The organism is Flavobacterium panacis (assembly GCF_024649945.1).
Classification (GTDB): domain Bacteria; phylum Bacteroidota; class Bacteroidia; order Flavobacteriales; family Flavobacteriaceae; genus Flavobacterium; species Flavobacterium panacis.
Genome location: NZ_JANKMS010000004.1, coordinates 352373 through 378656, shown reverse-complemented (window position 1 = coordinate 378656; position 26284 = coordinate 352373). Strand labels below are relative to the sequence as shown.

Sequence of the window (26284 nt, the reverse complement as noted above, 5' to 3'; positions counted from 1 at the left end):
CCATGTTTAGGCTTTTGAGTTAATTTTTTAATGGATTGGATTAATCGTCGCTTCTATCTCAGGGTAATTTTGAGTAAAACTTAGAAAGAAAATGAAAGAGGCAAAAAAGCACGGTGTAATTTTAGAAAAAACCGACAGAGCTTTTGAAGAATTAGGCGTTTTGAATCCAGCAATATATCAGGAAGGAAATAAAGTTCATATGTTTTATCGAGCGGCTAAAAAAGGAAATTTTTCTACTATTGGCTATTGTCGTTTTGAAGGACCGACCACTTTAGTAGAGAGAAATACACAGCCGATTTTTACTCCCGAATATATCTATGAAATTCACGGAGTTGAAGATCCAAGAATTACTAAAATCGAGGATCGATATTACATGACTTATGTAACTTATGACGGAATCAACGCTTGTGGTGCATTGGCTGTTTCTAAAGATCTGATGAGTTTTAAGAAAAAAGGAATTATTACGCCGAAGTTTATTCTTCATGATTTCAAAAATGTAATTAAAAACCATTTACAGAATCCAAGTGTTGCAAAGATTTTGGCTTTTAATACAGAAAGAAATTATCCGCTGACCGAAACCATAAAAGAAAACTTATTTGTTTGGGACAAAAACGTAGTTCTTTTTCCAAAGAAAATAAATGGGAAATTTGTTGCTCTGCATCGTCTTTTTCCATCCATTCAGATTTTTTCGTTTGAGAAGAAATCAGAACTAACTGAAGAATTTTGGAAGAATTATTTAAAAAATCTTCCTGATTATATTGTGCTTGAACCCAAATATGAACACGAAACAAGTCATATTGGTCCTGGAGCACCGCCAATTGAAACAGCAGACGGTTGGCTTTTAATTTATCATGCTGCTGAAAGAAGAGAAAAAGGGTTGGTTTATCATGCTGCCGCAGTTTTATTGGATTTAGAAAATCCGTCAAAAGTAATTGCAAGATTGCCTAAACCTATAATCACACCTTCAGAACATTATGAACGTCATGGTTATGTAAATTATGTAGTTTTTCCAACAGGAACTGCCATTTTTGAAGACCAATTATATATTTATTACGGTGCTGCCGATGATAAGATTGCGGTGGCTTCTTTGAACCTTAACGAGTTATTAACCGAATTAAAAATGAATCCTCATGAAAACAATATCAAATAAATCAAAAATAGTTTTTCTTTCTACTTTTCCACCAACACAATGTGGGATAGCAACTTATACACAAGACACCATTAAAGGAATAATGGATGTTTATGGTAAATCTATCCAGTGTGAAATATGTGAATTGGTTAATGAACCTAAAGAAGAACCAACACAGACGTTTACCCTAAACACTAAAAATAGAGAAGAGTATGCTAAAGTAGCTGAAGAAATTAATGCCGATGAGACAGTAAAACTAGTGCATATTCAACATGAATTTGGTTTGTTTTCAGGAAATTACGGAGATCATCTTTTAGACTTCTTAAACGTGATTCAGAAACCTGTAACTTTTACTTTTCATAGTGTAATTCCGAATCCGAATGATGAATTGAGGACATTTGTAAAACTCTTGTTGAGTTACAGCAATTCGGTTTTTGTAATGACTAATAAATCCAAGGAAATATTAATAAATGATTACGAGATCAATGAAGAAATAATTACTTGTGTACCTCACGGAACCCATATTGTTGTTTATGAAACCCCTGAAACTGCAAAGGAAAAATTAAATATTCAGGACAGATTGGTATTATCTACTTTCGGACTTTTAGGCGAAGGAAAAAATATAGAAACAGGATTACAAGCACTTCCAAAAATTGTAGAAAAAGCTCCGAATGCTTTGTATTTAATTATTGGTAAAACACATCCAAATTTAATTAAAGATGGAAAAGATCCTTACCGTGACAAACTGGAAGGAATTGTTGAAGAATTAAACCTTCAAAATAATGTTCGATTCGTAAATCAATATTTAGATACAGATGAGCTTTTAGAATATTTAAAAGCAACAGATATTTATATGTTTACGTCCAAAGATCCGAATCAGGCTGTAAGCGGCACTTTTTCTTATGCAATGAGCTGTGCTTGTCCGATTGTGGCTTCTAAAATTCCACATACTAAAGAAGTACTAACTAAAGATGCTGGGATTTTGTGTGATATTGGCGAACCAGATCAATTTGCAGAAGCAGCTATTAAGTTAATCGAAGATGAAAACTTAAGACATGAAATGGGTATTAGTTCATTTACTAAAATGAGAGCCTCTTCATGGGAAAATGTTGGAATTACACAAATGAACACCTATAAAAAACTAATTGATAATCCGTCGGAGATCAAATTTAGTTATCCTGATATTCAGTTAAAACATATCAAAAAACTAACGACAGATCTTGGTATTATTCAGTTTAGTAAAATTTCTATTCCAGATTTAGAGTCAGGATATACATTAGATGATAACGCTAGAGCCTTAATTGCTTTTTGTATGCATTATAAACTGACTCAGGACAAAGAAGATTTAGGCTATATTTTAATCTATTTAGATTTTATCCAGCGTTGTCAACAACCAAAAGGAAATTTTATCAATTATGTAGATCAGGAAAATCGCGAGCATGTAGAACAAAATGCCGAAGTGAATTTAGAAGATTCAAATGCAAGAGCCATTTGGGCATTAGGAACAGTGGTTTCGATTTCAGATATTCTTCCTGAAGCTATTTATAAAAAAGCAGCTAAATGTTTGTTGCATTCGTTAAAATGGACCGAAACCATTCAGTCACCACGTTCGATTGGATTTGCAACTAAAGGTTTATATCTGTATCATTCTACCATTCCGAATTTATATGTTGCGGCCATTATCAATAAACTAAATGCCAAACTATTGGCGAATTATGAAGATACAGCAACAGAAGACTGGCAATGGTTTGAAAATTATCTAACATACGGAAATGGAATTCTTCCAGAATCGATGTTGTACGCCTATCTTATAACCAACAAACCGGTTTACCAAAAAGTAGCGTTAGACTCATTAGATTTCTTGATTTCTAAAACATTTGTAAATGGAAATTTCAAAGCAATCTCTAATCAAAGCTGGCACTACAAAGGTTCGGAACCACATGAATATGGCGAACAACCAATAGATGTTACGTACACGATAATGACTTTAAATGCATTTTATAATGAATTTAAAACACCGCATTACAAAAAGAAAATGAAAGCTGCTTTTAACTGGTTTTTAGGAAAAAATCATTTAAATCAGATTATGTACAATCCAGTAAGCGGCGGCGGTTATGATGGATTAGAAAAATACAACGTAAATTTAAATCAAGGGGCAGAATCTACAGTTTGTTATTTAACGGCAAGATTATTAATGGAAAAATTAGCCATTTCTCAATCTAAAGTGATTCCCTTAATGAAAAGCCGATCAGGAATAGCGATCAACTCATAATATAACGGGCTTAGCTAGCCAAATACTTCACTTTTAAAACCTGGAAAATCCCTTTCTTAATGAAAGGGATTTTTTGTTTCACATAATCCGCAACGTCAAATTACTCCACTTATTATGTTTTGATGAAAATTATATAAAGCTCTAAAAAATTTGTGTAAAATATTTTAACAAGTATTACACTAAATTTAATCTATAATTCACCAAGTCTAAAAAACTGTTAAAGAATTGATTTTCAATTTTGCAACACACTAAAACATAAATATTTTGATTCTCAACCTAAAAAATACATTTACCGAAATTGGAGAAACTACATTGTTCGCCAAAAGGTTTTTTAAGGAGGTTTTTGTACCGCCTTATGAGACCAAGGAATTTTTGAAACAATGTTATGTTATCGGATATAAATCTCTTCCGTTGGTAGCCATTACAGGATTTATTATGGGTTTGGTACTGACACTTCAGTCAAGACCAACTTTGGTAAAATTTGGAGCCGAAAGCTGGCTTCCTGGAATGGTGGCGCTTTCGCTGATAAGAGAAATTGCTCCCGTAATTACAGCGCTAATTTGCGCCGGAAAAATTTCATCTGGAATTGGTGCCGAATTAGGATCAATGAAAGTAACCGAACAAATTGATGCCATGGAAGTTTCGGCTGTTAATCCCTATAATTATTTGGTGGTGACTAGAGTTTTGGCTTGTACACTAATGGTTCCAATTTTAGTATTTTTTGCCGATGCAATTGGAATAGTCGGCGGTTATGTCGGAATTAATATTCATGGTGATGTTAATTTCTACAGATATCTAACTCAGATTATCCAATCATTAGAATTTCTAGATCTGTTTCCAGCCACTATTAAAACATTTTTCTTCGGATTTTTTATTGGAATGATTGGATGCTTTAAAGGCTTTAATGCCTCAAACGGAACAGAAAGTGTTGGGCAAGCAGCAAATTCTGCTGTTGTAACGGCGTCATTAAGCATTTTTATTATTGATATGGTAGCTGTTCAAATAACCGATTTATTCTTTTAAAAATGGCCAAAGAAAAATTACATATAGAACCTAAAACAAAAGAAAAAGATCAAAATCCAATTATTGAGATTAAAGATCTGCATAAAACTTTTGGAAAAGACAATAAAATCCTGAAAGGCGTAAATCTGATTTTACATAAAGATGAAAATCTCGTGGTTTTGGGACGTTCAGGATCAGGAAAATCGGTTACAATTAAATGTATTGTGGGATTGATTGAACCTGACAAAGGAGAAATTAAAGTTTTTGATGAAAATGTACTGAATATCTCCAAAAGCGAGTTGAATGCCATTAGAGTCCGAATCGGATTTTTATTCCAAAGTGGTGCATTGTACGATTCGATGTCGGTTAGAGAAAATCTCGCTTTTACGTTAAGCAAACACAAACGTGATTTAAGTGCAGATGAAGTTGAAAATGAGGTCATGGAAGCACTTGAAAATGTTGGTTTAGCCGATGCTATCGACAAAATGCCATCAGAACTTTCGGGCGGAATGAGAAAGAGAATTGGTTTAGCTAGAACTTTAATCTTAAAACCTGAAATTATTTTATACGACGAACCTACAACAGGTTTAGATACGATAACGTCAAGAGAAATAAGTGAATTAATTCTAGACATTAAAGAAAAACAAAAAACATCTTCGATCATTATCACGCACGATATGGCATGTGCCAAACTAACTGCAGATCGAATTATTGTTTTAAAAGACGGAGTCATTCATGCCGAAGGAACTTACGAAGAATTAGAAAAAGACGAAGACGAATGGGTGCGCTCATTTTTTGAATAAACCAAAAGCAAAATAAATATTAGAAATCATGGAAAAGCAATCAGGATATACTTGGAAATTAGGAATGTTTGTAACAATTGGCTTAGTCCTTTTTGTTATGGCCGTATATTTTATTGGAAAACAAAAAAACCTTTTCGGTTCAACCTTTCATATTACTTCTCAATTTAAAACAGTAAGCGGTTTGGAAGTTGGGAACAATGTTCGTTTCTCTGGAATTAATGTTGGAACCGTAGAACAAATTCAACTAAAAAATGATTCGACTGTACGAGTAATTTTAGTAATGAAAGAAGACGTTCGAAAATTCATTAAAACTGACGCAACAGCCAGTATCGGTTCAGATGGTTTAATGGGCGACAAAGTATTGACTATTTCTCCAGGTCAGAAATCAACAAAAATCATTGAAGATAATGGAACAATCGCTTCTGTTGACGGAATTGAAATGCATGACATTATGAAAAGCGTTAAAAAGAGCGTAGACAATATCGGTGTTATCTCTGATGAAATCGCCATTTTTAGTCATAGCATGAATAACGGAAATGGTGCATTAGCTCGATTAGTTAAAGATGATAAAATGGCCAACAGCGTTTCAAACACCCTTTCTAACTTAGAAACGGGTACAAAAGGTTTTAGCGATAACATGGAAGCTGCAAAAAGTAATTTCCTTTTCCGAGGTTATTTCAAGAAAAAAGAGAAAGAAAAAGCTAAAAAAGTAGAGGAAAGAAAAGAAAAACAGGAAGAGAAAAAGGAGAAGCAAGAAGAAGAAAAAGCGGCTAAAGAAAAGGAAAAAGCCGAAAAAGCTGAAAAAGAACAGAAAGAGAAAGAAGAAAAACAGAAACAGGAAGAGGCTAAAAAAGCTGAAGCTGAGAAGAAAAAGTAATTTTTTATCAGTCATAACTGATAGTTCTACATTACAACTTTTAAAATTAAAATTGTAAGTTTTAACTCCTATTTTTAACATTCGCTGAAAAGCAAAAACTTATATATATGCCGACTACATTCAAACATACCGCCTTAAAAGTCTTAAAAATTACCGGAATTACGATTGCGGTAATCTTGTTTTTGCTATTTATTATTCCGCTGTTGTTTCCTGGTAAAATTGCCTCGGAAGTAAAAAAAATTGCAAACGAACGTCTCGATACCAAATTAGATTTTACGAAATCTAATCTTTCTTTTTTTACACATTTCCCTTCTCTAACAGTTTCCCTAGATAATTTGTCGTTAACGGGTTCAAAATCTTTTAGCAATGATACTTTATTAAAAGCCGATGAAGTTGCCTTTGGAATCAATTTAAAACGTCTGATTTTTGATAATGAAGTAAAAATCAACAAACTCTATGTCTCTGATGCTTTAATTAATGTAATGGTTAACGAAAAAGGTCAAGCCAATTATAATATTTATGTTGCGCCAGAAGACAGAAAAGACGAAAAAAAAGATCCAAATGCGCCCGAAGAAGGAACGGCAATTAAATTGGAAAGAATTGATTTAAAAAACTGCCATGTAAAATATAACGATCGTTCTGCTAAAATTTTGGTAGATGCAAAAGGTTTTAATTATGTTGGAAAAGGCGATTTAAGCGAAGATATTTTTGACCTTGCCACCGATGCTAGAATCAATGAACTTGATTTCTTTTACGATCGCACCGGTTATGTGCGAAAAAAAGAAGTACGTGCTGATTTAATTACCAGAATCAATACGAATTCTCTTTCTTTTATTCTTCAAAAAAATGAATTGCGTATCAATAAATTGCCATTAAAATTTACTGGTTTATTTACAATTTTGCGCGATGGATATAAAATTGATATTAAAGCCGCTTCAGAAAATACAACGGTAAAAGATTTATTGTCTGTAATGCCACCCGAATATTTGACTTGGCTGGAAAAAACAGAAATTTCTGGAAGAAGCGATTTATTATTGACTTTTAAAGGCGATTATAATGTTCCGAAAAAACAAAAACCAAATTTAGCTTTCAATCTAAAAATCAATGAAGGTTCTGTAAATTATAAAGATGCTCCAGTTCCTTTAAAAGATTTTCAGATGGATTTGAATGCTATTCTTCCGTCTTTAGATACCGAACAATTATTGGTAAATCTGAAAACTTTAAAATTTAAAGTAGGCGAAAAAGATTATTTCACCGCTTACCTTCATAGTAAAGGTTTAAGCGAAATGGATATTAATGCAAGTGTAAAAGGCGCATTAGATTTGGCTGTTGTCGATGCCGCTTTGGGATTGACCGATTTTGATGTAAAAGGGATTTTAAAAACGGATATTCAAGCAAGAGGAAAATTTAGTACTTCAAAAAAATTGTTTCCAAAAACAATTGGCGGTATTTCATTGCGAAATGGATGGTTGAAAACAAAATATTATCCTAACCCAATTACCAACATCACTTTTGTTGCCAATATGTTAAATAAAGCGGGAACGTATCAGGATTTGATTGTTGCTGTTGCTCCTGCTTCTTTTACGTTTGAAGGAAATCCAGTTTATGTAAATGCAGCACTTTCTGACTTTAGTGATTTGGCTTATAATGCTAAAATTAAAGGGGAATTGAATGTGGGCAGAATCTATCAGGTTTTCTCTCAAAAAGGATTGGATTTAACAGGTTATGCAAAAGCGGATCTTTCTTTAAAAGGAAAACAAAGTTATGCCACAACTGGACAATATGATAAATTGGACAATAAAGGAACTTTACTTCTTAAAAATATTAAAGCAACTTCTGAATTGTTTCCGAAAGCTTTTTTCATCAAACAAGGAAATTTCCGTTTTCAGAATGAGAAAATGTGGTTTGAGAAATTTAATGCTTCTTACGGAAAATCTGATTTTGACATTAACGGTTATCTTTTAAATACCATCAATTATTTCTTAGAATCGAATGGAACCTTAAGCGGTAATTTCAACTTAAAATCAAAACTCATTAATGTTGACGAATTTATGGCCCTTGAAAAAGGCGAAAATAAAGATCGAAAAATAGAAGTAGAATATGCCAAAGAAGATCACCCGAAAATGAGCGGTGTGGTTATGATTCCTAAGAATTTGAATGTCAGTTTAAATGCAAATGCAGATAAAATAGAATACAACGGATTGGTTTTCAATAAACTGAATGGAAAAACTGGTATAACAAAAGGTGGATTTTATTTAGAAAACACTACCTTTAATATTATTGATTGTATTTTAGGAATTAATGCTTCTTATAAAGATGAATCGCCAACAAGTGCACATTTTGACGCACATTTTACGGCAAAAGATTTTGATGTACAAAGGGCTTACAAAGAAATTCCGATGTTTCATGATATGGTTACTGCAGCCGAAAAAGCACACGGAATAATTTCTGTCGATTATAAAATCAAAGGTGATTTAGACGGAAATATGAGTCCGATTTATGCATCTTTAAATGGCGGCGGGACACTTAATCTACGCGATGTAAAAATTAAAGGCCTAAAATTATTTGACGGAATAAGTTCTAAAACAGGACAAAATGGTTTGAATAATCCTGATATGAAAGGGATTGAAGTCAAATCGACAATAAATAATAATCTTATCAATATTGAGCCATTTACCTTTTCTGTAGCAGGTTTTAAACCTACAATTAAAGGAACTACAAGCTTTGACGGACTTTTGGATCTTAGAATGCGTCTAGGTCTTCCCCTATTCGGAATTATAGGATTTCCAATTGTTATTACGGGAACTCATGAAGCTCCAAAAATCAAAATTTTCAGCAAAACTGGACAAGAAATTGATCCAGCTGTTTACGATGAAAAAAACAATAAAGTGATTCGAAAAGAAAAAGTGAGTAAAACTAAAGCAAAATCGTAATGAAAGCAAAGTCACAAAATAATAGCAGTGCATTCGAAAAATTCGCTACCAAAGTTTCTAAAGCTGCTGGAAGCACAACTGCTTTTATCGGTGCCTTTATTATTGTTGTGGCTTGGGCAGTTTCTGGACCTATTTTCGATTATTCCGAAACTTGGCAACTAGTTATCAATACTGGAACTACAATCATTACTTTTTTAATGGTTTTTTTAATTCAGAAAGCGCAAAATAAAGATTCGCTTGCTATTCAGTTGAAATTAAACGAACTCGTTGCATCAAACGAATCATCAAGCAATAGTCTGGTTGATATAGAAAGCATGACCGAAGAAGAAATGGTGATCATTCAAAAATACTATCATCGATTAAGCGAATTGGCAAAAAAAGATCAGAGTATCAGAACTTCACATTCGATTGCCGAAGCACATGAATTGCATAATCGAAAACAAGAAAAAAACAAAAAATCAACACCTAAAAAAAACACCAAAACTAGCACCAAAATCACATCTAAAAACAATACCAAAAAATGAAACTAAGTTCAACCGAAACTTATTGGCCATTAAAAAATGCTATCAAGCAAAGTTATCCCTCCATCGATACGGATATCAATACTGATATTCTAATTATCGGCGGAGGAATAACTGGGGCGTTAACAGCTTATAAATTGGTCAATGAAGGAAAAAGAATTGTTCTGGTAGACCGGCGCGATGTCTGTGGAGGAAGTACTTCCGGAAGTACTGCATTATTACAATATGAAATTGATGTTCCGTTACATCAGCTCATCAAACTTCGGGGTGCCAAATGTGCTGTCGACAGTTATCAAAACGGCAAAAAAGCCATTTTTGACTTACGTACTATTATTGATGAAATTGGCTGTGACTGCGAATTTGAATTTAAAAAAAGCGTCTATTTTACAACCTTGAAAAAAGATGTTCCCTTTTTAAAAAACGAATACAAAGCACGTAAACAACATGGATTTGAAATTAGCTGGCTGAGTCGCTTTGAGCTTCAGAAAATGGGTTTAAACGCAATTGCAGGCATAGAATCTAAAACAGCTGCTGTTATGGATCCGTTTAAACTGGCAAGTGATCTTTTGTATTATTGCCATCAAAAAGGAATGCAGATTTATGACCGTACCAATATTTCTTCCATCAAACATCAAAAAGGAAAAATTATTGCTACTACCGATTCTAAACATACTATCACCTCCAGCCACATCATACATTGTACAGGTTATGAAAGTACCGAAACACTAAATGAAAAGGTAGTTGATTTAAAAAGTACTTATGTTATTGCTTCTGAAAGTCAGACGGATCTTCCTGAAAATTTCAAGCATACAATATTTTGGGATACCGCTTCGCCTTATCATTATATCAGAACTACTGGAGACAATCGAATCATTATGGGTGGCGGAGATGAAAATTTTAAAGACACTGCAAAACGAGATAAATTACTTCCTAAAAAAGAACAATATCTCTTAAAACAGTTTTTTAAACGATTCCCCGATTTAGATTTTAAAATTGATTATTCCTGGGCCGGAACTTTCGGAGAAACTAAAGACGGTCTTCCCTATTTCGGAAAACCAAACTCAAGAAAAAATGAACATTATATACTGGGATTTGGTGGCAACGGAATCACCTTCAGTGTCCTCGGAATGAATTCAATATTGGATTCTCTTCACAATAAAAAGAATATAGATTTAGAATATTACCGATTTGGAAGATAACTTTAAGCTACTAAGAAACTAAGGTTCTAAGATTCTAAGGGAAAACCTAGAATCTTAGAACCTATTTTATATATTATGCTTTAGAGCTAACGACTTTATTTTTTTATTTTCTAAGCTATTTAGATCGTAAGATTCATAGTCATAAAGCTATATTTGCTCAAAAAAACTTAGCAACTTAGAACCTTAGCATCTTGAGGCATTTACGCCGTAATCGCCAACGCATTCAAATTAAACTTATATTCTTTTGGACTGCAGTTGAATTTTTGTTTGAAGATTTTAGAGAAATAACTTCTACTGGTAAAACCAATGCAATACACTATTTCAGAAATATTTAAATCAGAAGTTCTAATTAAGATTTCTGCTTTCAGTACTCTCATATGAGTAATATAATCGTTGACAGTACGATTGTGAATCATTTTAAATCCTTCCTGAAGTTTGTTAGGCGATAAACCTGATTTTTTACTTAATGATTTTATAGAAAAAGCTTCTTCTGGGCTGCTTTTGATAAATTCTGAAAGTTCTTTAATTTCTTCCATTTCTCTTAAAGTCAATCCAGTTGATTCGTTTGCAAAAGCGTGTAAATCATCTGAATGTTGTTGAATTTCCATGGCAAGAATAATTCTCATGATGCCTTCTTTCAGTAAATTTCGAACAATTCCGGTTTGTGTAATCGAATTTAGTTGTTCTATTTTTTCGGCAATTTGCAAATTATAAGAACCTATATAAAAGAAATCCTGAACCAGATTATTTTCAAAGAAAGTATCCTTTACTTTTTGATTCAAAGAATGTGTGTCTGTTTCAACTTGTGTCCCAACGATAATTAAAGTCAGTTTGGTTTTCTTTCCTTTTTCAAAAAACAAAACATTATCTTGATTCTCTTTAGAAGTTACAATTGCTGTTTGAAAAGTTTTTAATTTTCGCTCTTCTCCATCTAATCCGAAACTATGCGACAAATTACCTTTTGAGCAATAAGCAAAATAAATAGGTGACGATTTTACATTTAAAATATCTAAACGTACATCTGCAGAAAATGTCATATCAAACTGCACATAAGAAATATTATCATTAAAAGAAGCTCCGATAATCGAACCTTCCGCAAAACTATTTTCTACTTCCAGCGTATATTCGTCTAAGTCAAAAGTCACTTTTCCGCCAAAATTAGTATGAAGTTCTTCAAATATATTTTGAGTTTTCTCTGTATTTATAGTAACAATTTTCATAGCAACTGGATTTAAATTCTACTTTTTTTGAAACAGATTTTAAGCGATTTATTTCTAAAAATCTGAAAGTCAAAGTTCGTCCAATCACAGTCCAAAAATGTTATATAATTTTACTGTTTTGTTTTATAATTCCTTATTAATGCTTATTTTAACATAGATTAAAAAATTCGGTCATTAGATATGAAAAGTTTTTCGTTTGCTCCAATTAGTTCAAAAAAATCCAAAGTTCTAATCTTAGGAACAATGCCAGGAATAAAATCTTTAGAACTCAATCAATATTATGGTCATGCTCAGAACAACTTCTGGAAGTTTATGTTTTTAATTCTAAACGAAGAATTTTCATACGATTACGAAACCCGTAAAAATTTATTACTTCAAAACAATATAGCACTTTGGGATGTCTTACAATTTTGCGATCGAATTGGAAGTTTAGACAGTGCTATTAAAAACGAAATTGCAAATGATTTTGAAAATTTCCTCAAAAATCATCCAGAGATAAATACCATTATTTTTAATGGACAAAAAGCTGCCGCCTTTTTTAAGAAATATGTTCACTTAAACAAAGAATACCAAAAATTCACACTTCCATCAACCAGTCCCGCCAATGCTGGCAAGACTTTTCAGGATAAATTACAAGAATGGAAGGTTATTGAAACACTATTATAAAAGGTCTCTTTTTATAGAATTAATTTGCAAATATTGGAATCATGTAACTTTTTCCGTTTAAAGTATAACAAAACGCAACCACTCTTGAGCTAATTTTACATCAAAGAAAAATAAGCCATATTGAAGATTTGATTGACGAGATGGAAAGGCTTTCTTCTTATTAAAATTACTTAGCAAACTGTAAAAAGTTTAGTTTATAAAGAGAACATTGGTTATGTTAGTTTATTTTTGGGAAAAAGCTGCTCTATAATTTTATAGAGCAGCTTTGTTTTTTAGACTATCTTTAAAAGAAAAAACATGAAGATTCAGACCTATTACAATCATATACGGTTTTATAAACCGCACCATTTTATATATTATCCTGTTTTAATTTTATTTTTAATTGGCAGTATCTATTTTGCCATTACAACAGAAGATCATTTGATTTGGACATTTATAGGTGTCGTCTTTGTTTTTCTGTTTGCCTTAGCTTTTATGCTTCGCCAGCATTATGCTTTAACGTTGCAGAACAGAATTGTACGTTTAGAAATGCGTTATCGTTATTTTACGCTGACAGGCAAAAGATTTGAAGATTTTGAATACAAACTCACAGACGATCAAATATTTGCTTTGCGATTTGCTCCTGACAACGAGTTGATTCCCCTTGTCGAAGATGCTTTGAAAAACAGCTTAAGCGGAGATGCAATCAAAAAAGCCATTGTACACTGGAAAGCGGATTATCACCGCGTTTAGCAAAAATCAATGGCTATAACAATGGCAATGGCAAAAATCAATTTCAAAAATCAATTTCAAAAATCAATGATAATGGCAATGGCAAAATCAATTGTAATTGCAATGGATACAATACAGAATCAATGCAATTGTAAAATTTGTTAGTGGTGATTGTTATTTCCTTTTGTTAAAAATCAAGTAGAAAAGAAATAATACAATCCAAATTGAAATAATTACAGCAAAATATATTGCAATGATATTGGGATGAAGATAATTAGGTTCGTAAAAAAGTCGCTCTAAAATCGAAAACTTTTCTGCCAAAGCTTTTCTATCAAAAGTATTTCGGATTCCACTCAAAGGTTCGTCTTGATTATCTCTAAAACGATAAATATCTTGTGTTAGCTCTTTTGGAATTAAACTCGTTTCAATCTTGTATTTTCGAAAAAGAGTATCCAGCTTCAAAAATTCATAAGTCAAAGAATCTTTTTTGGATTGATATAATAATTTATAGCGATCTACAGCTGACTGATATTGTTGTTTGTAAACAGAATCTCCCTTGATTGGTTTAAACAAAGATTTGTTTTGCAAAAAGATACAAATGTCCTGATCATGTTCTGGATGTACAGGAATGCTTTTAAAAATAATTTCTGTACTGTCATTTACTACTTTTTTAGAAATAATTCTTTTGTACAATTCTTCTTTATCAAAACCAAGAAGATTTAAAATGCTATCGGCTTTATTTGTCGTTTTCTCAAATGTATTGGTCAAGGTTTTAATGGTATCAATGCTGTAGTAACTGGTTTCTGTAATCGGATATTCGCCACCCGAAATAGTATCTTCCTGCTTGATTACTGGATACGGTTTTGGATATAAAATATTCTCATAATTGAACAATTTCTCAGAACTGTAAGAAGTGAATCCATACAAAAACGGATTGAGAACATTTAGCAGTTTTTTATCTTTATTAAGATCGTTTTCAGAAAGTTCAGTTTTCAGTTTTGCATTCATTCCAAAGCTGTAGCTAATGAAAAACGAAAAAGTCAAAAAGGAAACAATTAAAAGACATCCAGCTATTTTTAGTAAATTTCCAGTCTTATAATTTTCTTTAGAATGATTTTTAATCAAAAAAATCAGAAAGAACAACAAAAAGAATCCGCTGACAAAAAAGTGAGAAATCGAAACGTCATCATAGAATTTAAAACGGTAAAACTCTGTGTATATATCAATTTTGCCTATTCCTTCAAAAGTAAAATATCCGTATAAAAAATAAGCTAAATGTATTAGAACTAAGACAATAAATGATTTTATGAAGTAACGTTTCAGATTCTGGGTCATAGATTTGTTTTTAAAGTTGCTAAGGTTCTAAGATACTAAGGTTCTAAGTTTTTAGCTACATTTTTTTTAGTTTTTTGCAAAAAAAGACGCACCTAGTGCGTCTATAAAAACCTTAGTATCTTAGAACCTCAGCATCTTAGAACCTCAGTATCTTAGTATCTCTATTTCGTCAAATCAAATCCTTCTTTTACGATTTCACTTTCTACTTTGTCTATTAGTTTATTGGTTTTACCAGTTAATCTTTCTTTTTTCCAGTCTCCTTTCACGTAAAGAACCACAGTAATTAAAGCCGTTACAACCGAAGAGATTGGGAATGCCCACCATATACCTATTTTTCCAAGCGATGTATTGTGCGATAAAATAAAAGCCAGCGGAAACTGAATTACCCATTGTGAAACTAAAGTCAGAATCATAGGGAGTTTAGTATTTCCAACAGCTCTAAAAACGCCTGTTAAACATAGCTGCAAACCTAAAAAACCCCAAGAAAGACACGTAATTCTTAAAAGTTCTGTTCCTCCAACAATAACCGCTGGATCTCTGGGAACGAAAAATGCAATTAAATAAGGTGCAAAAATAAAAGCGATTATTCCTAAACCTGTTAATAATCCGAAACCAAGATAAGCCCCTAGTTTTGAAATCTCGGCAGCACGATCAATATTTCCTGCTCCAATATTTTGTCCGACAAGCGTAGCAATTGCCATGGAAAGTCCTAAAGCCGGAATTAAAATCAGCTGAATCAAATTGGAACCTGCGCCATAAGAAGCCACAGTCAAAGTACCAAAACGAACAATCAGAAATGTAATAGCCATCATTCCCAAAGCACGCATAGATTGTTCTATTGAAGAAGGAAATCCGATTTGGAAAGCTCTTTTAATATGCTGATAATCGGGTTTAAAATCTTGAATACGAAGATGGATTCCGTGTTTTCCTCTAAACAAAATTGCAAAACCGATAATAATTGCCAGAAGCTGTGTAGATAGAGTTGCCAAAGCCGCTCCTTTTACTCCCATTGCCGGAATAAATTTCCATCCATAAATAAACAACGGATCTAAGGCAAAGTTTAGAATTACAGTCCCTAAAACAATATAAACTGGTAAAGTTACACGCCCAACACCACGCATAATAGATTGGAAAATCATAAATCCGAAACTAAAAACCAAACCTATAAATGCCACTCTCATAAACCCTAAGGCATCGGCATAAACTGTAGGTGTAACTTTTAAAAGATATAAGAAATACGGACTTAAAATATAACCAATAATAGATAAAACCACAGAAACAATAATTACCATTGACAGAGTTTGCGCCGCCACATGATTGACCATTTTCTGGTTTCCAGCACCAAAATATTGTGCAATTAAAATAGATCCGGCAATAGCTAATCCAGTTCCCAACGCAATGGTTAAGAATATTACAGGCGTACTCACCGAAACTGCAGCAACGGCATCTCCACCAAGTCGTCCTACCCAAAAGGCATCAACAAGCTGATAAGCGGCCTGCAAAAGATTGGCAATCATAATAGGAACTGCCAGTTTTAACAATGAAGAAAGAATTGGCCCTTCTAATAATTCGTTTTTTTTCATTTTCTAATTAAAATAATTATTTAAAATAAGTTGACATATCAACTTTTAAAGTTTAAAAAAAATTAAAGTGTTTCTAGTTTATCTGCATAAGATCTCACAGCATTCAAAGCCTCAATTCTTTCTTTTGGAGTAAAAACAGACATTACCTCTTCTTCTGCCCTTTTCATTAGAGAACGAATATTTTTAGCTAAATTCATTCCTTCATCAGTAAGGCTTACAATATTCTTTCTTTTATCAGTTTTATCCTTTACTACCTCAACCAAATTCTTTTTTTCAAGCGCGCTGATACTCCTTAAAATAGAAGATTTATCACGCATTGTTTTATCTGACAGTTCTCGCTGCGAAAGACTTTTTTGATTCAAGATCATAAGCAATGGTAACTGCTCCAGTTGTAATGTGATTCCAGCTTCTGTCATTAACGCATTTGTTCTTCTAAAAATTGCCCGTTTGATGCGATGAATCTGAAAGAAAAAACTATCTGATATTTCCTCTTTCCAAAAATTTGAAAAATTCTCTTTATCTGTATTTACTTTTTCCATGATGCAAAATTACAAAAAAGGATGACATGTCAACTAATTTTAAAACAAATTCATATTTTACTGATAACTAAACACTTAAAATAAAAAGTTCAAGATTAAAAATAAAAATGAGAGATTATTTTTACTAACTTTATTGTTAAAATATTACCCAAACAAAAATCTAAAATCAAATCACATGAAAAAATTATTGTTTTTTTTGGTAATGACGGTCTTTTGGATTTCGGTAAATGCACAGTCATTTGCAGAGAACACTTCAATTGAAAATTTAACGACTGTTAAATCTGAAAGTGAAAATTTTCAGGATAATTATGCTGATGATCTTCCGTGGCACGCTAGAAGATTTAAAGTTACTGCAGGTGCTTTTTTCCCCGTTAATAATACTGAAGTCCAAGTTGGTAGTAATAATGGTAATTTTGGAAATTTGATTGATTTTGAAAAAGATCTTGGATTTAGTAAAAGTACCGTTTCCTTTTTTGGCGCTTTCGAATGGAGAATTTCCAGAAGATCGCGACTTGGAGCAGAATACTATTATCTAAGTAGAAATTCTACTAAAACATTACAGAAAGAAATCGAATTTCGCGACCATGTTTATCCTGTAAATGCTACAGTTTCTGCTTTTATGGATAGTCATATTGGAAGAATTACTTACGGTTATGCCTTTGTATCTAAACCGAGATACGAAATTGGAGCTCTTATCGGAGCGCATGTTTTGTTTAGTGATGTGGGAATGAGATTGGAAGGCGCAACAATTAATGAAGAATACAGAGATAATTTTGATTTTACAGCTCCACTCCCAGACATTGGAATTTGGGGTGAATTTGTATTAGGAAGAAAAGTTGGTTTGTATGCTAACTTCAACTATTTTGCTATTAAAATAAATGATTTTGACGGAAGGTTGTTGAGTTACAACTTATCTGTTTTATATAATGTTTACGAAAATTTCAGTTTAACAGCTGGATATACAGGTTTAAACATCAGAGTGGATATGGAAAAAGAGAGACTCAATGGTTTCTTTAAATGGGGATATAATGGTCCAACGCTAACTGCAACGTATAGCTTTGGAAATCATGTGAAGCTTTATAAGCATTAACCAAAGAGACAAAGGTTCTAAGGGACAAAGGAACAAAGGTTTTAATTGGAACTTAAATATTTGACCGCAAAGTTCGCAAAGCTAAATGTAGATAAAGCTTTGCGAACTTTGCGTTTATCAGCGTTAAACTTAGTAAAAAACCTTGCGTGCTTTGCGTTTAAAAAAAAATCATCACAAAAAACAAAAAAATAAACCCGATAACTTATCGCCATCGGGTTTATTACCAAACTTAAACTATTTAACTCAAATAAACTTAGCATCTTAGTTCCTTAGAAACTTAGAAGCTTAAAAAAATCATTTCTCGATTGGAGAAAATTTTATTGCTGTTCCTCCACCAGCTGCCAATTTCATATCTAAAACCGTTTTACTGTTTACTTTTTGTTTAGAGATTGTAACTGGATATGGGTTTGTTTTATAATTTGCTCCAGGACCGTCTGCATAGATTTCGGCTTCGTATTCTTTATTTTTATCTAAGAATGAAAGTTCTACTTTTAAATCTCTTGCATTTCTGTTTGTGATCGAACCTAAATACCAATTTTTCTCCTCCCAATCTTTACGCGCAATTGTAGTGTATTCTCCAATTTTAGAATCCAAAACTTTTGTGTCTGACCAAGTACAAGGCACATCTTTTATGAATTGGAATTCTGGTTTTCCTTCATAATTTTCAGGTAAATCTGAAGCCATTTGCAGCGGACTGAAAATAATTACATACAACGCCAATTGATTCGCCAAAGTCGTCTGAACTTTAGCTCCAGAAGGCGTTTTGTAATCAAAATTGAAATTACCTGGCGTATAATCAAATGGACCAGAAAGCATTCTGGTAAAAGGAAGTGTTGTTAAATGCTCTGGCGTATTTCCTCCATCAACAGACCATGCATTGTATTCTTGTCCGCGTCCGCCTTCCTGTGACATGAAATTTGGATAAGTTCTTTGTAATCCCGTTCCTTTCATTGGTTCGTGATTGTCAATCATAATATGATATTTCGCCGCTGTTTCGATCACTTTTCTGTAATGACGCGCTCCGTATTGGCTGTCGTGCCATTCTTTTTTATCTAAATATTTGTTGACATAACCCGTTTTTACCGAATTCACACCCATTTTCTGATACAGTTTAAAGGCATCTTCCAATTGACCTTCATAGTTTTTAGTTGCTCCAGCTGTTTCATGATGTCCAATTAAACGAACATTTTTCACGGCAGCGTATTTCGTGATTTCTTCCAAATTGAAATCTGGATACGCTTTTACGAAACTAAAGGCAGAACCATCTGCTGTCCAGTCGCCATCCCAACCTTCATTCCAGCCTTCGACCAAAACTCCGTCAAAATTATTTTTGGCAGCAAAATCAATGTATTCTTTAGTGTTTTTGGTTGTGGCACCATGTTTTGGTCCTTGTCCCCAAGTATATTTTTCTAAATGCATTCCCCACCAAATTCCGATGTATTTTGAAGGTGTAATCCAAGATAAATCTTCAATTTTTGATGGCTCGTTTAGATTTAGCATAATAGTTGAAGTTGCTATATCTCCTGGAGTTTTACCCACTACAATAGTTCTCCAAGGTGTTTTAAAAGGAGTTTCTGCATATACTTTTACGCCATCAGCCCAAGGCACTAAATCACTTTTATATTGTTTGTCTGTAGTTTTTAAAAGCGTCATTGAGGCAAAATCGGTTAAATTAGCTTCGTGAATCGCTACATACAATTTGTCTTTCGTTTCAAAAGTCGCAGGCGTGTTAATGGTATCCGTTTTACTCATTAAGGTTTTGCGGTATTCACTTTCGTAATAACTATTTTCACGATGCACTGGAATCCACCAAACTTCGTTATTGTCTTTAAAAGTAAATTGCGTTACTTCATTAGAGATTTTAACTTTCCCTAAATGAGGCTGTTTCGGAAATTCATAACGAAATCCAACTCCGTCATCAAAAACTCTGAAGATAATATCGACTAAACGTTCCTCACCTTTTGCTTCTTTTAAGTGAACAATCAGTTCGTTATGATGATCTCTTATTTTTTTGAATTCGCCCCAAGGTTGTTCCCAAGTTTCATCTGCCGATTTTTCTTCTGTCGAAACCACTTCAAAACCATCAGTCATTTTGGCTAATCCTTGAAATTCAAATCCCATAAGAGAAGGCTCAATAACCGATTTTCCGTTAGAAGAAAAACTATATTGAGGTTGTCCTGAAGGAGTTAATTCAAAAGTTAATTCAGAGATTTTTTCAGGAGAACTGATTTTATACGTTGTTTTAGTACTGCAAGCCATAACAAGCATTGATGCAAAAGCTATTAGGCAGTATCTATATTTTCTGTTTTTCATTATTTAAATTGTATTAATTACGGCTCTATTTAATTTCGCTTATTATCTGTTTTGCTTTTGTTGTTTGCAATGAAACCAAATAATTAAACGCTTGATCGAGTTTTTTCTGGGCTTCGACATTTCCTTTTTTCTGTACGCGTAAATCATACAATTTGCTGATATCAGGAAATACACTTTCGGTATTTTTTACTCCTGAAAAAGCTTTTATTTTTTCGATATAAGAATAGCCAAATTCAACTGTTGGTTCAAACATGGTTCCTTCTCCGAAATCATTCCAAGTTATTAACTGGAGATAGTTGACATTGGCATTTTTGGCTAAAGCCAATGTTTTATCTAGAGTAGCTCCATTATTATGTTCGATTGTCCAGCCAATTGCTGCACCGCCACCACCTTCGACATAAAAATCTTTAAAACCTGGATAAGCACTTCCCATTGCAACACCTAATTTTGGTTTGGTATTGGTATAGAAATTAGTTAAAAAGCTATTGTCTTTGTACACCCAAGCATATTCTCCAGAAGCATTTTCTCCCGCTTTTACAGAATGATCCCAAAGTGTCAAAAAAGTTGGTTTTGTAGTCAAAGAACCCAAAACATTCGTCCATTCTGCAGGAGTCTGTAAAACGATTGGACCAAAATTCATCAAAAGCGGTTTGCCATTAATTTTGATATAATTAGCATCAGTAAAATAATTCTTTTCTACATAAGCTAAATCTGTTTTTGCTGCGCTGGTTACCGAAATTGCTTTTCCTGCATTGACAACGTTGGTTAAAAATCGGTCTTCGTAAACAATGGCGTATTCTAAACCTACTTTTTCCAGCATTTCGATTAGCTGGTCTGTATTTTCTTTGACCATTCTATAATCGTTAACATCGTAAGTTCCGTACCAGTCAATCAGAATTCCATCGATTCCTGCATATTTCATCAGTAATAAATGATTTTCAATCACATTTTTATCGCCTGAATGATAAGGCCCAATCAGCGGATAATAATAAGATGCAATTTCTCGACGGCCATTTGCTCCTACATTGTTCGGATTCTTGTTTGCCATTGTCCAATGATATCCCCATTTTTTATCGGAACTACTTTCATTGGTTTCAAACCACGGCATGTAGTGCATATAAATTTTGGTGCTGTTGGTTTTCTCAATCGCAACAGGTGCTGTTTTTTCTGGTTCTGTTGGCTTATCTGAACCTTTGTCATCGCTGCTGCATCCGGCAACCATCACAATATTCATTAAACCAAAAACCAATGATGTGATATATCTTTTCATATTGATGTATTTTTTTTCTCACTGATTAAAGAATTAAAAATTTTTTTTTCACGCAGATTTAAAAAAGATTTGAGCAGATCTATAAAGATTAAATATTATTTTCTTTAATAAAATCTGCTTAAATCTGCAATAATCTGCTGAATCTGCGTGAAACAAAATCGTTTTAATCTGTAGCTAAAAGAACTTTAGTAAATTCTTAAAAAATAGGTCAGCCTTCCACGACTAACCAACATGGAAGACTGACATTTTAGTAACCTAATTTGGATACCCAGGATTTTGTTTCAAGTTTTTATTTGTTGTTAAAACAGTACTTGGAATTGGGAAAATTGCTCTGTATTTTTCAGTTGGTCCTTTTTCCCACCATGATAAGAAGAAGGTTCCAAAACGGATGTTGTCTGTTCTTCTTCTTCCTTCAAAGGTGAATTCTTTCAACAATTCTTTGTCTATAAAAGCAAGGTCAATTGTTGTCGGCATTTCTTCTCCTGCACGTGCTGTTACTTGTTGTAAAAATGGTCGAGCTAAATCTGGTGAACCTAAACGAACGTAACACTCTGCCTGCATCATTAAGATTTCTGCATAACGAATCAATACAAAATCATGATCACGTTCCCATTGTTCTCCTGCTTTCATTTCATATTTTGCCAACCGAACACCTTCGTTTTCTTTTGCATCTGTCAAACTAGTCAAATTCTCTGTGTATGTAAGCGGTTCTCCATTATCCATCATAATTACAGAGCCTGTCGCTAGATTGATTTGATCTCCTTGAAGCATACATTTTTTTCTTTTGTCTGTATCTGCAAAAGTTGAATATAATCCTGGCTGCCCACACATTCCGTTTGCACTCCAAGGATAATTGTTCGGAATCGCAGAAATAGCTAACTTTTGATTGTAATGCGCTGACATTGAATTCATATAATTCCCAACTGTTCCTGCTTTTGAATCATAAGGAATAGCAAAAATAATTTCAGGAGAAGTTTGATTCTCTGTTATGAAATTGGCAAAGAAATCTGGTGTTAAGCTATATCCCGTTACTTTCTGGCACATATCTAAACAATCCTGCCAGCGTGCAACTCCAATAAAGGCTTCTGAATTAAGATATAATCTTGCCAAAATAGAATAGGCAACATTTTTCGTTAATTTAGAATACACCACATTTGAATTTAAATGCGGAATGGCATCTGTCAGCTCTTTTTCAACAAAATCATAAACTTCTTTTCTAGTCGAATTCGTTGGAAGATCTGTGTCTTCGAAATTGGTTACGATTGGCACATTTCCAAATAAATCTAAAAGATTGTAATAGTAATAAGCTCTAAGCGCTTTTAACTCTGCAAAAATTGGTTCTTTAGCTTTTTCAGATAAAGACGATTTATTGATTTGATAAATAATCGCATTGATCTTAGCAATTCCAGTATAATTGTAACGCCAAGCCGAAAGAATCATTCTGTTATCTGCTTTCCAAGTATGTTTTTGTGCATCTTGATATTGCCCGCCGTCGTACCAGTTGGTTCCTCTTGTTGGAATTGTTGCTTCGTCTGAAACAACTTCATTCAAAAAGAAAACATATTCGCAGGTTGGAAAGTTATTTGAAATGGCATCCGAGAATCCTCTTAGTGAAGAATAAGCTCCACCCACCAGCGCATCGATTTCCTTAGTTGTATTTCCGAACTCCCCATCTTCTACTTGATCATACAACTGTTCGTTCAAATCCGTACATGATACCGTAAAAAGCATACTTAAAAGTATTGCTGCTGTTATTTTGATTTTCATTTTTAATATTTTAGGGTTATCAATTCGCTTAATTATTCAGCGTAAAATTTAGTCCAACAGAAATCGTAGTTGGTCGAGGATAATTATTGTATCGGTCAATTCCAGGCGCAGCCAGTCCAGTTAAATCCATTACTCCAGTTTGATTAATTCCATCCTGAGCATTTAAACCAATTTCTGGATCTACACCTTTGTAACTTGTAAGTACAAAAAGATTTTCTCCCATAACATAGAATCTCACTTTAGATTTTTTGTATTTCAAAGGCAAAGTGTACCCCAATGACAAAGTTTGCAATCTGAAGAAAGAAGCATCTTCAATCCAATAATCTGAATACTTTGGAGCAGAAGTAATTCCGCTGTTTAAGAAATCATCCGGAACATTAAATGCTGGCAATCTGTTCGGATCATTCAACATCATATTCGTTGCATTTAAAGCTTTTTGTCCAAACATTCCGTAACCTGAAATTCCAAGATCAAAATTTCCATAAGTAAAATTCATTCCGATACCTAAAGTCAAGTCTGGCTGAATGTTTCCTAAATCTCTCTTGTCTGCATCAACCAAAGCACTTTCTGCTACTACTTCATTTGCAGCGTTGTAGTACTGAATTTTTCCATCAGCATCTAAACCTGCATTTTTGAATCCCCAGAAAGTTCCCACTGGATATCCTTCAGCAATAATTTGAGAATATTGTCCAGACATACCTGCCAAACCGTGTAACGATCCGCTATAAATAACATCTGTTTTGTAGGTTGGATTTGAAAGTTTTTCAATTTTCTGAACGTTATGTCCCAATGTCAAATTCGCATTCCAATTGAATTTATCTCCTTTAACGATGTCTGCATTTAAAGTCAACTCGACTCCTTTATTCGACATTTCTCCAACATTTGCCAGCATTGTTCCCACTAAATATGGAGGCTGAGGCACTTCGTACGTGTACAATAAATCTTTTGTTGTTTTAGAATAATATTCAAAAGATCCCGTAATTCTATTGAAAAGTCCGAAATCAAAACCAATGTTAAGCTGTTCTGTAGATTCCCATTTCAAATCAGGATTTGGATTTTGTTTTGGTGAATACGCCAAACTCCACGTTTTAGTAACAGGGTCGTAATAACTGTCTTTTCCAACTCCTAAAATAGAAAGCGATTTATATTCTCCAATTCCGTCTTGATTTCCTGTAACTCCATAACCTACTCTTACTTTTAAGTTGTCCAACCAACCTTTTGAAGATTCCATAAATTCTTCGTTAGAAATTCTCCAGGCAGCAGAAGCAGATGGAAAAGTTCCCCATTTATTATTTTCTCCAAAACGACTTGAACCGTCACGTCTTACTGTTGCAGTCAATAAATACTTACCATCATAACTGTAATTAGCACGTGCATAGAAAGAAACCAAATTTGATTTTCCTTTATAAGAGTACACATCTCCCAAACGGTAATTGTAACCAGCTCCTAAATTGTTATAACTGAAAGCATCTGTGACAAAACCACCTCTTTGTGCACCAAAACCTTGGTAAATATTTTCCAGATAAGAATATCCTGCTAAGGCACCAATATTATGTTTGTCGATAATCTTACTATAATTCACATAAAGTTCGCCTTGTGCATTGGTAAATTCCTGATAAGTTCTTTGAGCAAAACCGCCTTCAGTCTGTCCTTCCATAACCGCGTAAGATGGTTTGTATATACCTCCTTTTACTGCATTGTGTTCTAAAGAAATATTAGCTGTAGCTGTAAAATCATTTAAGAACTTTACATCTGTTTTGAAATACCCTAAAAGTCTATGTCTTTCGTTATCAAATGTTCTATTGGTTAAAATCTCAACCGGATTTTGATAAATATTTCCTGTTACAGAAGAAAATGATCCATCTGGATTGTAAACCGGAATTGTTGGATTTAAATTATAAGCTCTTTCAAAAATTCTGTAATCAATTGGATGCCATTTGTCAATATTGGCAAATAATCCCATATCAAATTTTACATCTTTATTGTCACCTAAAAACTGATAACCACTAATATTCCCGCTGATTCTTTCTAAACCAGATTTTTTAATTACACCTTCATTATTTAAATATCCGATAGAAGTTCTAAAGCCACTGTCTGCTTTACCAGAATTGATACTTAAAGTATGAGATTGAGAAATTGCAGTCTGCTCAATTGCTTTTTGCCAGTTGGTATTTCCACCGTAATCAACAGCATCTGCGTTTCCGGTCTGGCGTACATAACCTCTCCACTGATTGGCAGATAAAAGATCTAAATTGTCATTAACATATCCAAAACTGGTTTGCCCACTATAAACCACAGAAACACCTTTTGTTCCTGATTTAGTTGTGATCATAATAACTCCATTTGCTCCACGAGAACCGTAGATTGCAGTTGCAGAAGCATCTTTCAAAACGTCAACCGATTTAATATCTGCAGGCTGAACCACATTGATATCAACACCTGCAATTCCATCAACCACAATAAGCGGACTGTTACTTGCCGTTAATGAAGTTCCTCCACGCAAACGAATTGTAGAACCCGCGGCAGGATCTCCAGAAGGACGAATAATATTCAATCCCGCTACTTTTCCTTGTAAAACTTGTTCTGTCGAAGAAATAGTTCCTTTAACCAAATCATCTGCTCCAACAGTCGAAATTGCACCAGTTAAATCTGATTTTTTTACTTTTCCATATCCTACAGAAACGACTTGAACTTCTGCCAATGCATAACCATCATTTTGCAGACGAACTTCGTAATTTGAAGTACTTCCAGTAATTTGAATTTTCTGAGTTGTTGCTCCAATAAACGAAACTTCGATTGCACTTCCTACGGCTACCTGAAGGCTGAACTTTCCATCAAAATCTGTTGTAGTTCCGTTCTTAGTTCCTACTTCAATGATAGAAGCTCCTGGCAATACCGTTCCTGTATTATCATAAACGGTTCCTGAGATTTGTTTTTTCGTCTGCGCGAATGTACTGGCAGAAAGAAAAAGCATAAATACCATCAATACCGCTCCTTTAGCAGTCCACATTTGATGCAGGACGCTTTTTGTATTTTTACTATTCATTAGTTTTA

Annotated in this window: 19 protein-coding genes; 11 read left to right on the top strand and 8 right to left on the bottom strand. The window is 33.5% G+C overall.

Features of this window, described 5'->3' with window-relative positions:
- Positions 1 to 91 precede the first annotated feature (91 nt).
- From NQQ59_RS11620 to NQQ59_RS11585, 8 genes are all read left to right on the top strand, one after another.
- On the top strand, positions 92 to 1150 hold the full coding sequence (locus NQQ59_RS11620; RefSeq protein WP_144219384.1) for a glycoside hydrolase family 130 protein: 1059 nt from the start codon (positions 92 to 94) through the stop codon (positions 1148 to 1150).
- A complete protein-coding gene (locus NQQ59_RS11615; protein WP_144219383.1) occupies positions 1131 to 3401 on the top strand; it encodes a glycosyltransferase in 2271 nt (756 codons plus the stop codon). Before NQQ59_RS11620 ends, NQQ59_RS11615 begins: the two co-directional genes overlap by 20 nt.
- Positions 3402 to 3665: 264 nt before the next feature.
- Positions 3666 to 4424 (top strand): MlaE family ABC transporter permease, encoded by a 759-nt coding sequence (locus NQQ59_RS11610; RefSeq protein WP_144219382.1) that lies wholly within the window; start codon positions 3666 to 3668, stop codon positions 4422 to 4424.
- Positions 4425 to 4426: 2 nt separating this feature from the next.
- Positions 4427 to 5206 (top strand): ABC transporter ATP-binding protein, encoded by a 780-nt coding sequence (locus NQQ59_RS11605; protein WP_144219381.1) that lies wholly within the window; start codon positions 4427 to 4429, stop codon positions 5204 to 5206.
- Between the two features lie 28 nt (positions 5207 to 5234).
- Positions 5235 to 6083 (top strand): MlaD family protein, encoded by an 849-nt coding sequence (locus tag NQQ59_RS11600; protein WP_144219380.1) that lies wholly within the window; start codon positions 5235 to 5237, stop codon positions 6081 to 6083.
- 107 nt (positions 6084 to 6190) lie between these two features.
- On the top strand, positions 6191 to 9016 hold the full coding sequence (locus NQQ59_RS11595) for an AsmA family protein (protein WP_144219379.1): 2826 nt from the start codon (positions 6191 to 6193) through the stop codon (positions 9014 to 9016).
- Positions 9016 to 9540, top strand: a complete 525-nt coding sequence (locus tag NQQ59_RS11590) for a low affinity iron permease family protein (protein WP_144219378.1) — start codon at positions 9016 to 9018, stop codon at positions 9538 to 9540. The genes NQQ59_RS11595 and NQQ59_RS11590 overlap by 1 nt, the downstream gene beginning before the upstream one ends.
- On the top strand, positions 9537 to 10736 hold the full coding sequence (locus NQQ59_RS11585) for an NAD(P)/FAD-dependent oxidoreductase (protein WP_144219377.1): 1200 nt from the start codon (positions 9537 to 9539) through the stop codon (positions 10734 to 10736). The genes NQQ59_RS11590 and NQQ59_RS11585 overlap by 4 nt, the downstream gene beginning before the upstream one ends.
- A gap of 200 nt (positions 10737 to 10936) precedes the next feature.
- Here the strand turns inward: NQQ59_RS11585 and NQQ59_RS11580 are convergent, their stop codons facing one another.
- Positions 10937 to 11956 (bottom strand): helix-turn-helix domain-containing protein, encoded by a 1020-nt coding sequence (locus NQQ59_RS11580; RefSeq protein ID WP_144219376.1) that lies wholly within the window; start codon positions 11954 to 11956, stop codon positions 10937 to 10939.
- Between the two features lie 180 nt (positions 11957 to 12136).
- On the opposite strand from NQQ59_RS11580, the gene NQQ59_RS11575 reads away from it, so the two are divergent.
- A complete protein-coding gene (locus tag NQQ59_RS11575; RefSeq protein WP_144219375.1) occupies positions 12137 to 12622 on the top strand; it encodes a DNA-deoxyinosine glycosylase in 486 nt (161 codons plus the stop codon).
- Positions 12623 to 12919: 297 nt separating this feature from the next.
- Positions 12920 to 13354, top strand: coding sequence for a DUF6526 family protein (locus NQQ59_RS11570; RefSeq protein WP_144219374.1), 435 nt, complete (start codon positions 12920 to 12922; stop codon positions 13352 to 13354).
- A gap of 153 nt (positions 13355 to 13507) precedes the next feature.
- On the opposite strand, the gene NQQ59_RS11565 is transcribed toward NQQ59_RS11570, so the two are convergent.
- The 3 genes from NQQ59_RS11565 to NQQ59_RS11555 all read right to left on the bottom strand — a co-directional run bounded on the left by NQQ59_RS11565 (position 13508) and on the right by NQQ59_RS11555 (position 16790).
- Positions 13508 to 14668, bottom strand: a complete 1161-nt coding sequence (locus NQQ59_RS11565; protein WP_144219373.1) for a hypothetical protein — start codon at positions 14666 to 14668, stop codon at positions 13508 to 13510.
- Positions 14669 to 14829: 161 nt separating this feature from the next.
- Positions 14830 to 16251, bottom strand: a complete 1422-nt coding sequence (locus NQQ59_RS11560) for an MATE family efflux transporter (RefSeq protein ID WP_144219372.1) — start codon at positions 16249 to 16251, stop codon at positions 14830 to 14832.
- Positions 16252 to 16313: 62 nt separating this feature from the next.
- Positions 16314 to 16790 carry a MarR family winged helix-turn-helix transcriptional regulator gene (locus tag NQQ59_RS11555; protein WP_144219371.1) on the bottom strand — a complete coding sequence of 159 codons (477 nt, stop codon included), beginning with the start codon at positions 16788 to 16790 and terminating at the stop codon, positions 16314 to 16316.
- A 175-nt stretch (positions 16791 to 16965) separates the two neighbouring features.
- Here NQQ59_RS11555 and NQQ59_RS11550 point away from each other — a divergent pair, with 175 nt between their 5' ends.
- Positions 16966 to 17880 carry a hypothetical protein gene (locus NQQ59_RS11550; protein WP_144219370.1) on the top strand — a complete coding sequence of 305 codons (915 nt, stop codon included), beginning with the start codon at positions 16966 to 16968 and terminating at the stop codon, positions 17878 to 17880.
- A gap of 294 nt (positions 17881 to 18174) precedes the next feature.
- Here the strand turns inward: NQQ59_RS11550 and NQQ59_RS11545 are convergent, their stop codons facing one another.
- The 4 genes from NQQ59_RS11545 to NQQ59_RS11530 all read right to left on the bottom strand — a co-directional run bounded on the left by NQQ59_RS11545 (position 18175) and on the right by NQQ59_RS11530 (position 26276).
- A complete protein-coding gene (locus tag NQQ59_RS11545) occupies positions 18175 to 20193 on the bottom strand; it encodes a glycoside hydrolase family 97 protein (protein ID WP_144219369.1) in 2019 nt (672 codons plus the stop codon).
- A 25-nt stretch (positions 20194 to 20218) separates the two neighbouring features.
- Entirely contained in the window at positions 20219 to 21463 is a 1245-nt protein-coding gene (locus tag NQQ59_RS11540; RefSeq protein ID WP_144219368.1) for a glycoside hydrolase family 71/99-like protein, read from the bottom strand.
- A 255-nt stretch (positions 21464 to 21718) separates the two neighbouring features.
- Positions 21719 to 23230, bottom strand: a complete 1512-nt coding sequence (locus NQQ59_RS11535; RefSeq protein ID WP_144219367.1) for a RagB/SusD family nutrient uptake outer membrane protein — start codon at positions 23228 to 23230, stop codon at positions 21719 to 21721.
- Between the two features lie 28 nt (positions 23231 to 23258).
- The gene (locus tag NQQ59_RS11530) at positions 23259 to 26276 is read right to left on the bottom strand and encodes a SusC/RagA family TonB-linked outer membrane protein (RefSeq protein WP_257698241.1); all 3018 of its coding nucleotides are present in this window, start codon (positions 26274 to 26276) and stop codon (positions 23259 to 23261) included.
- Between the last annotated feature and the right edge of the window lie 8 nt (positions 26277 to 26284).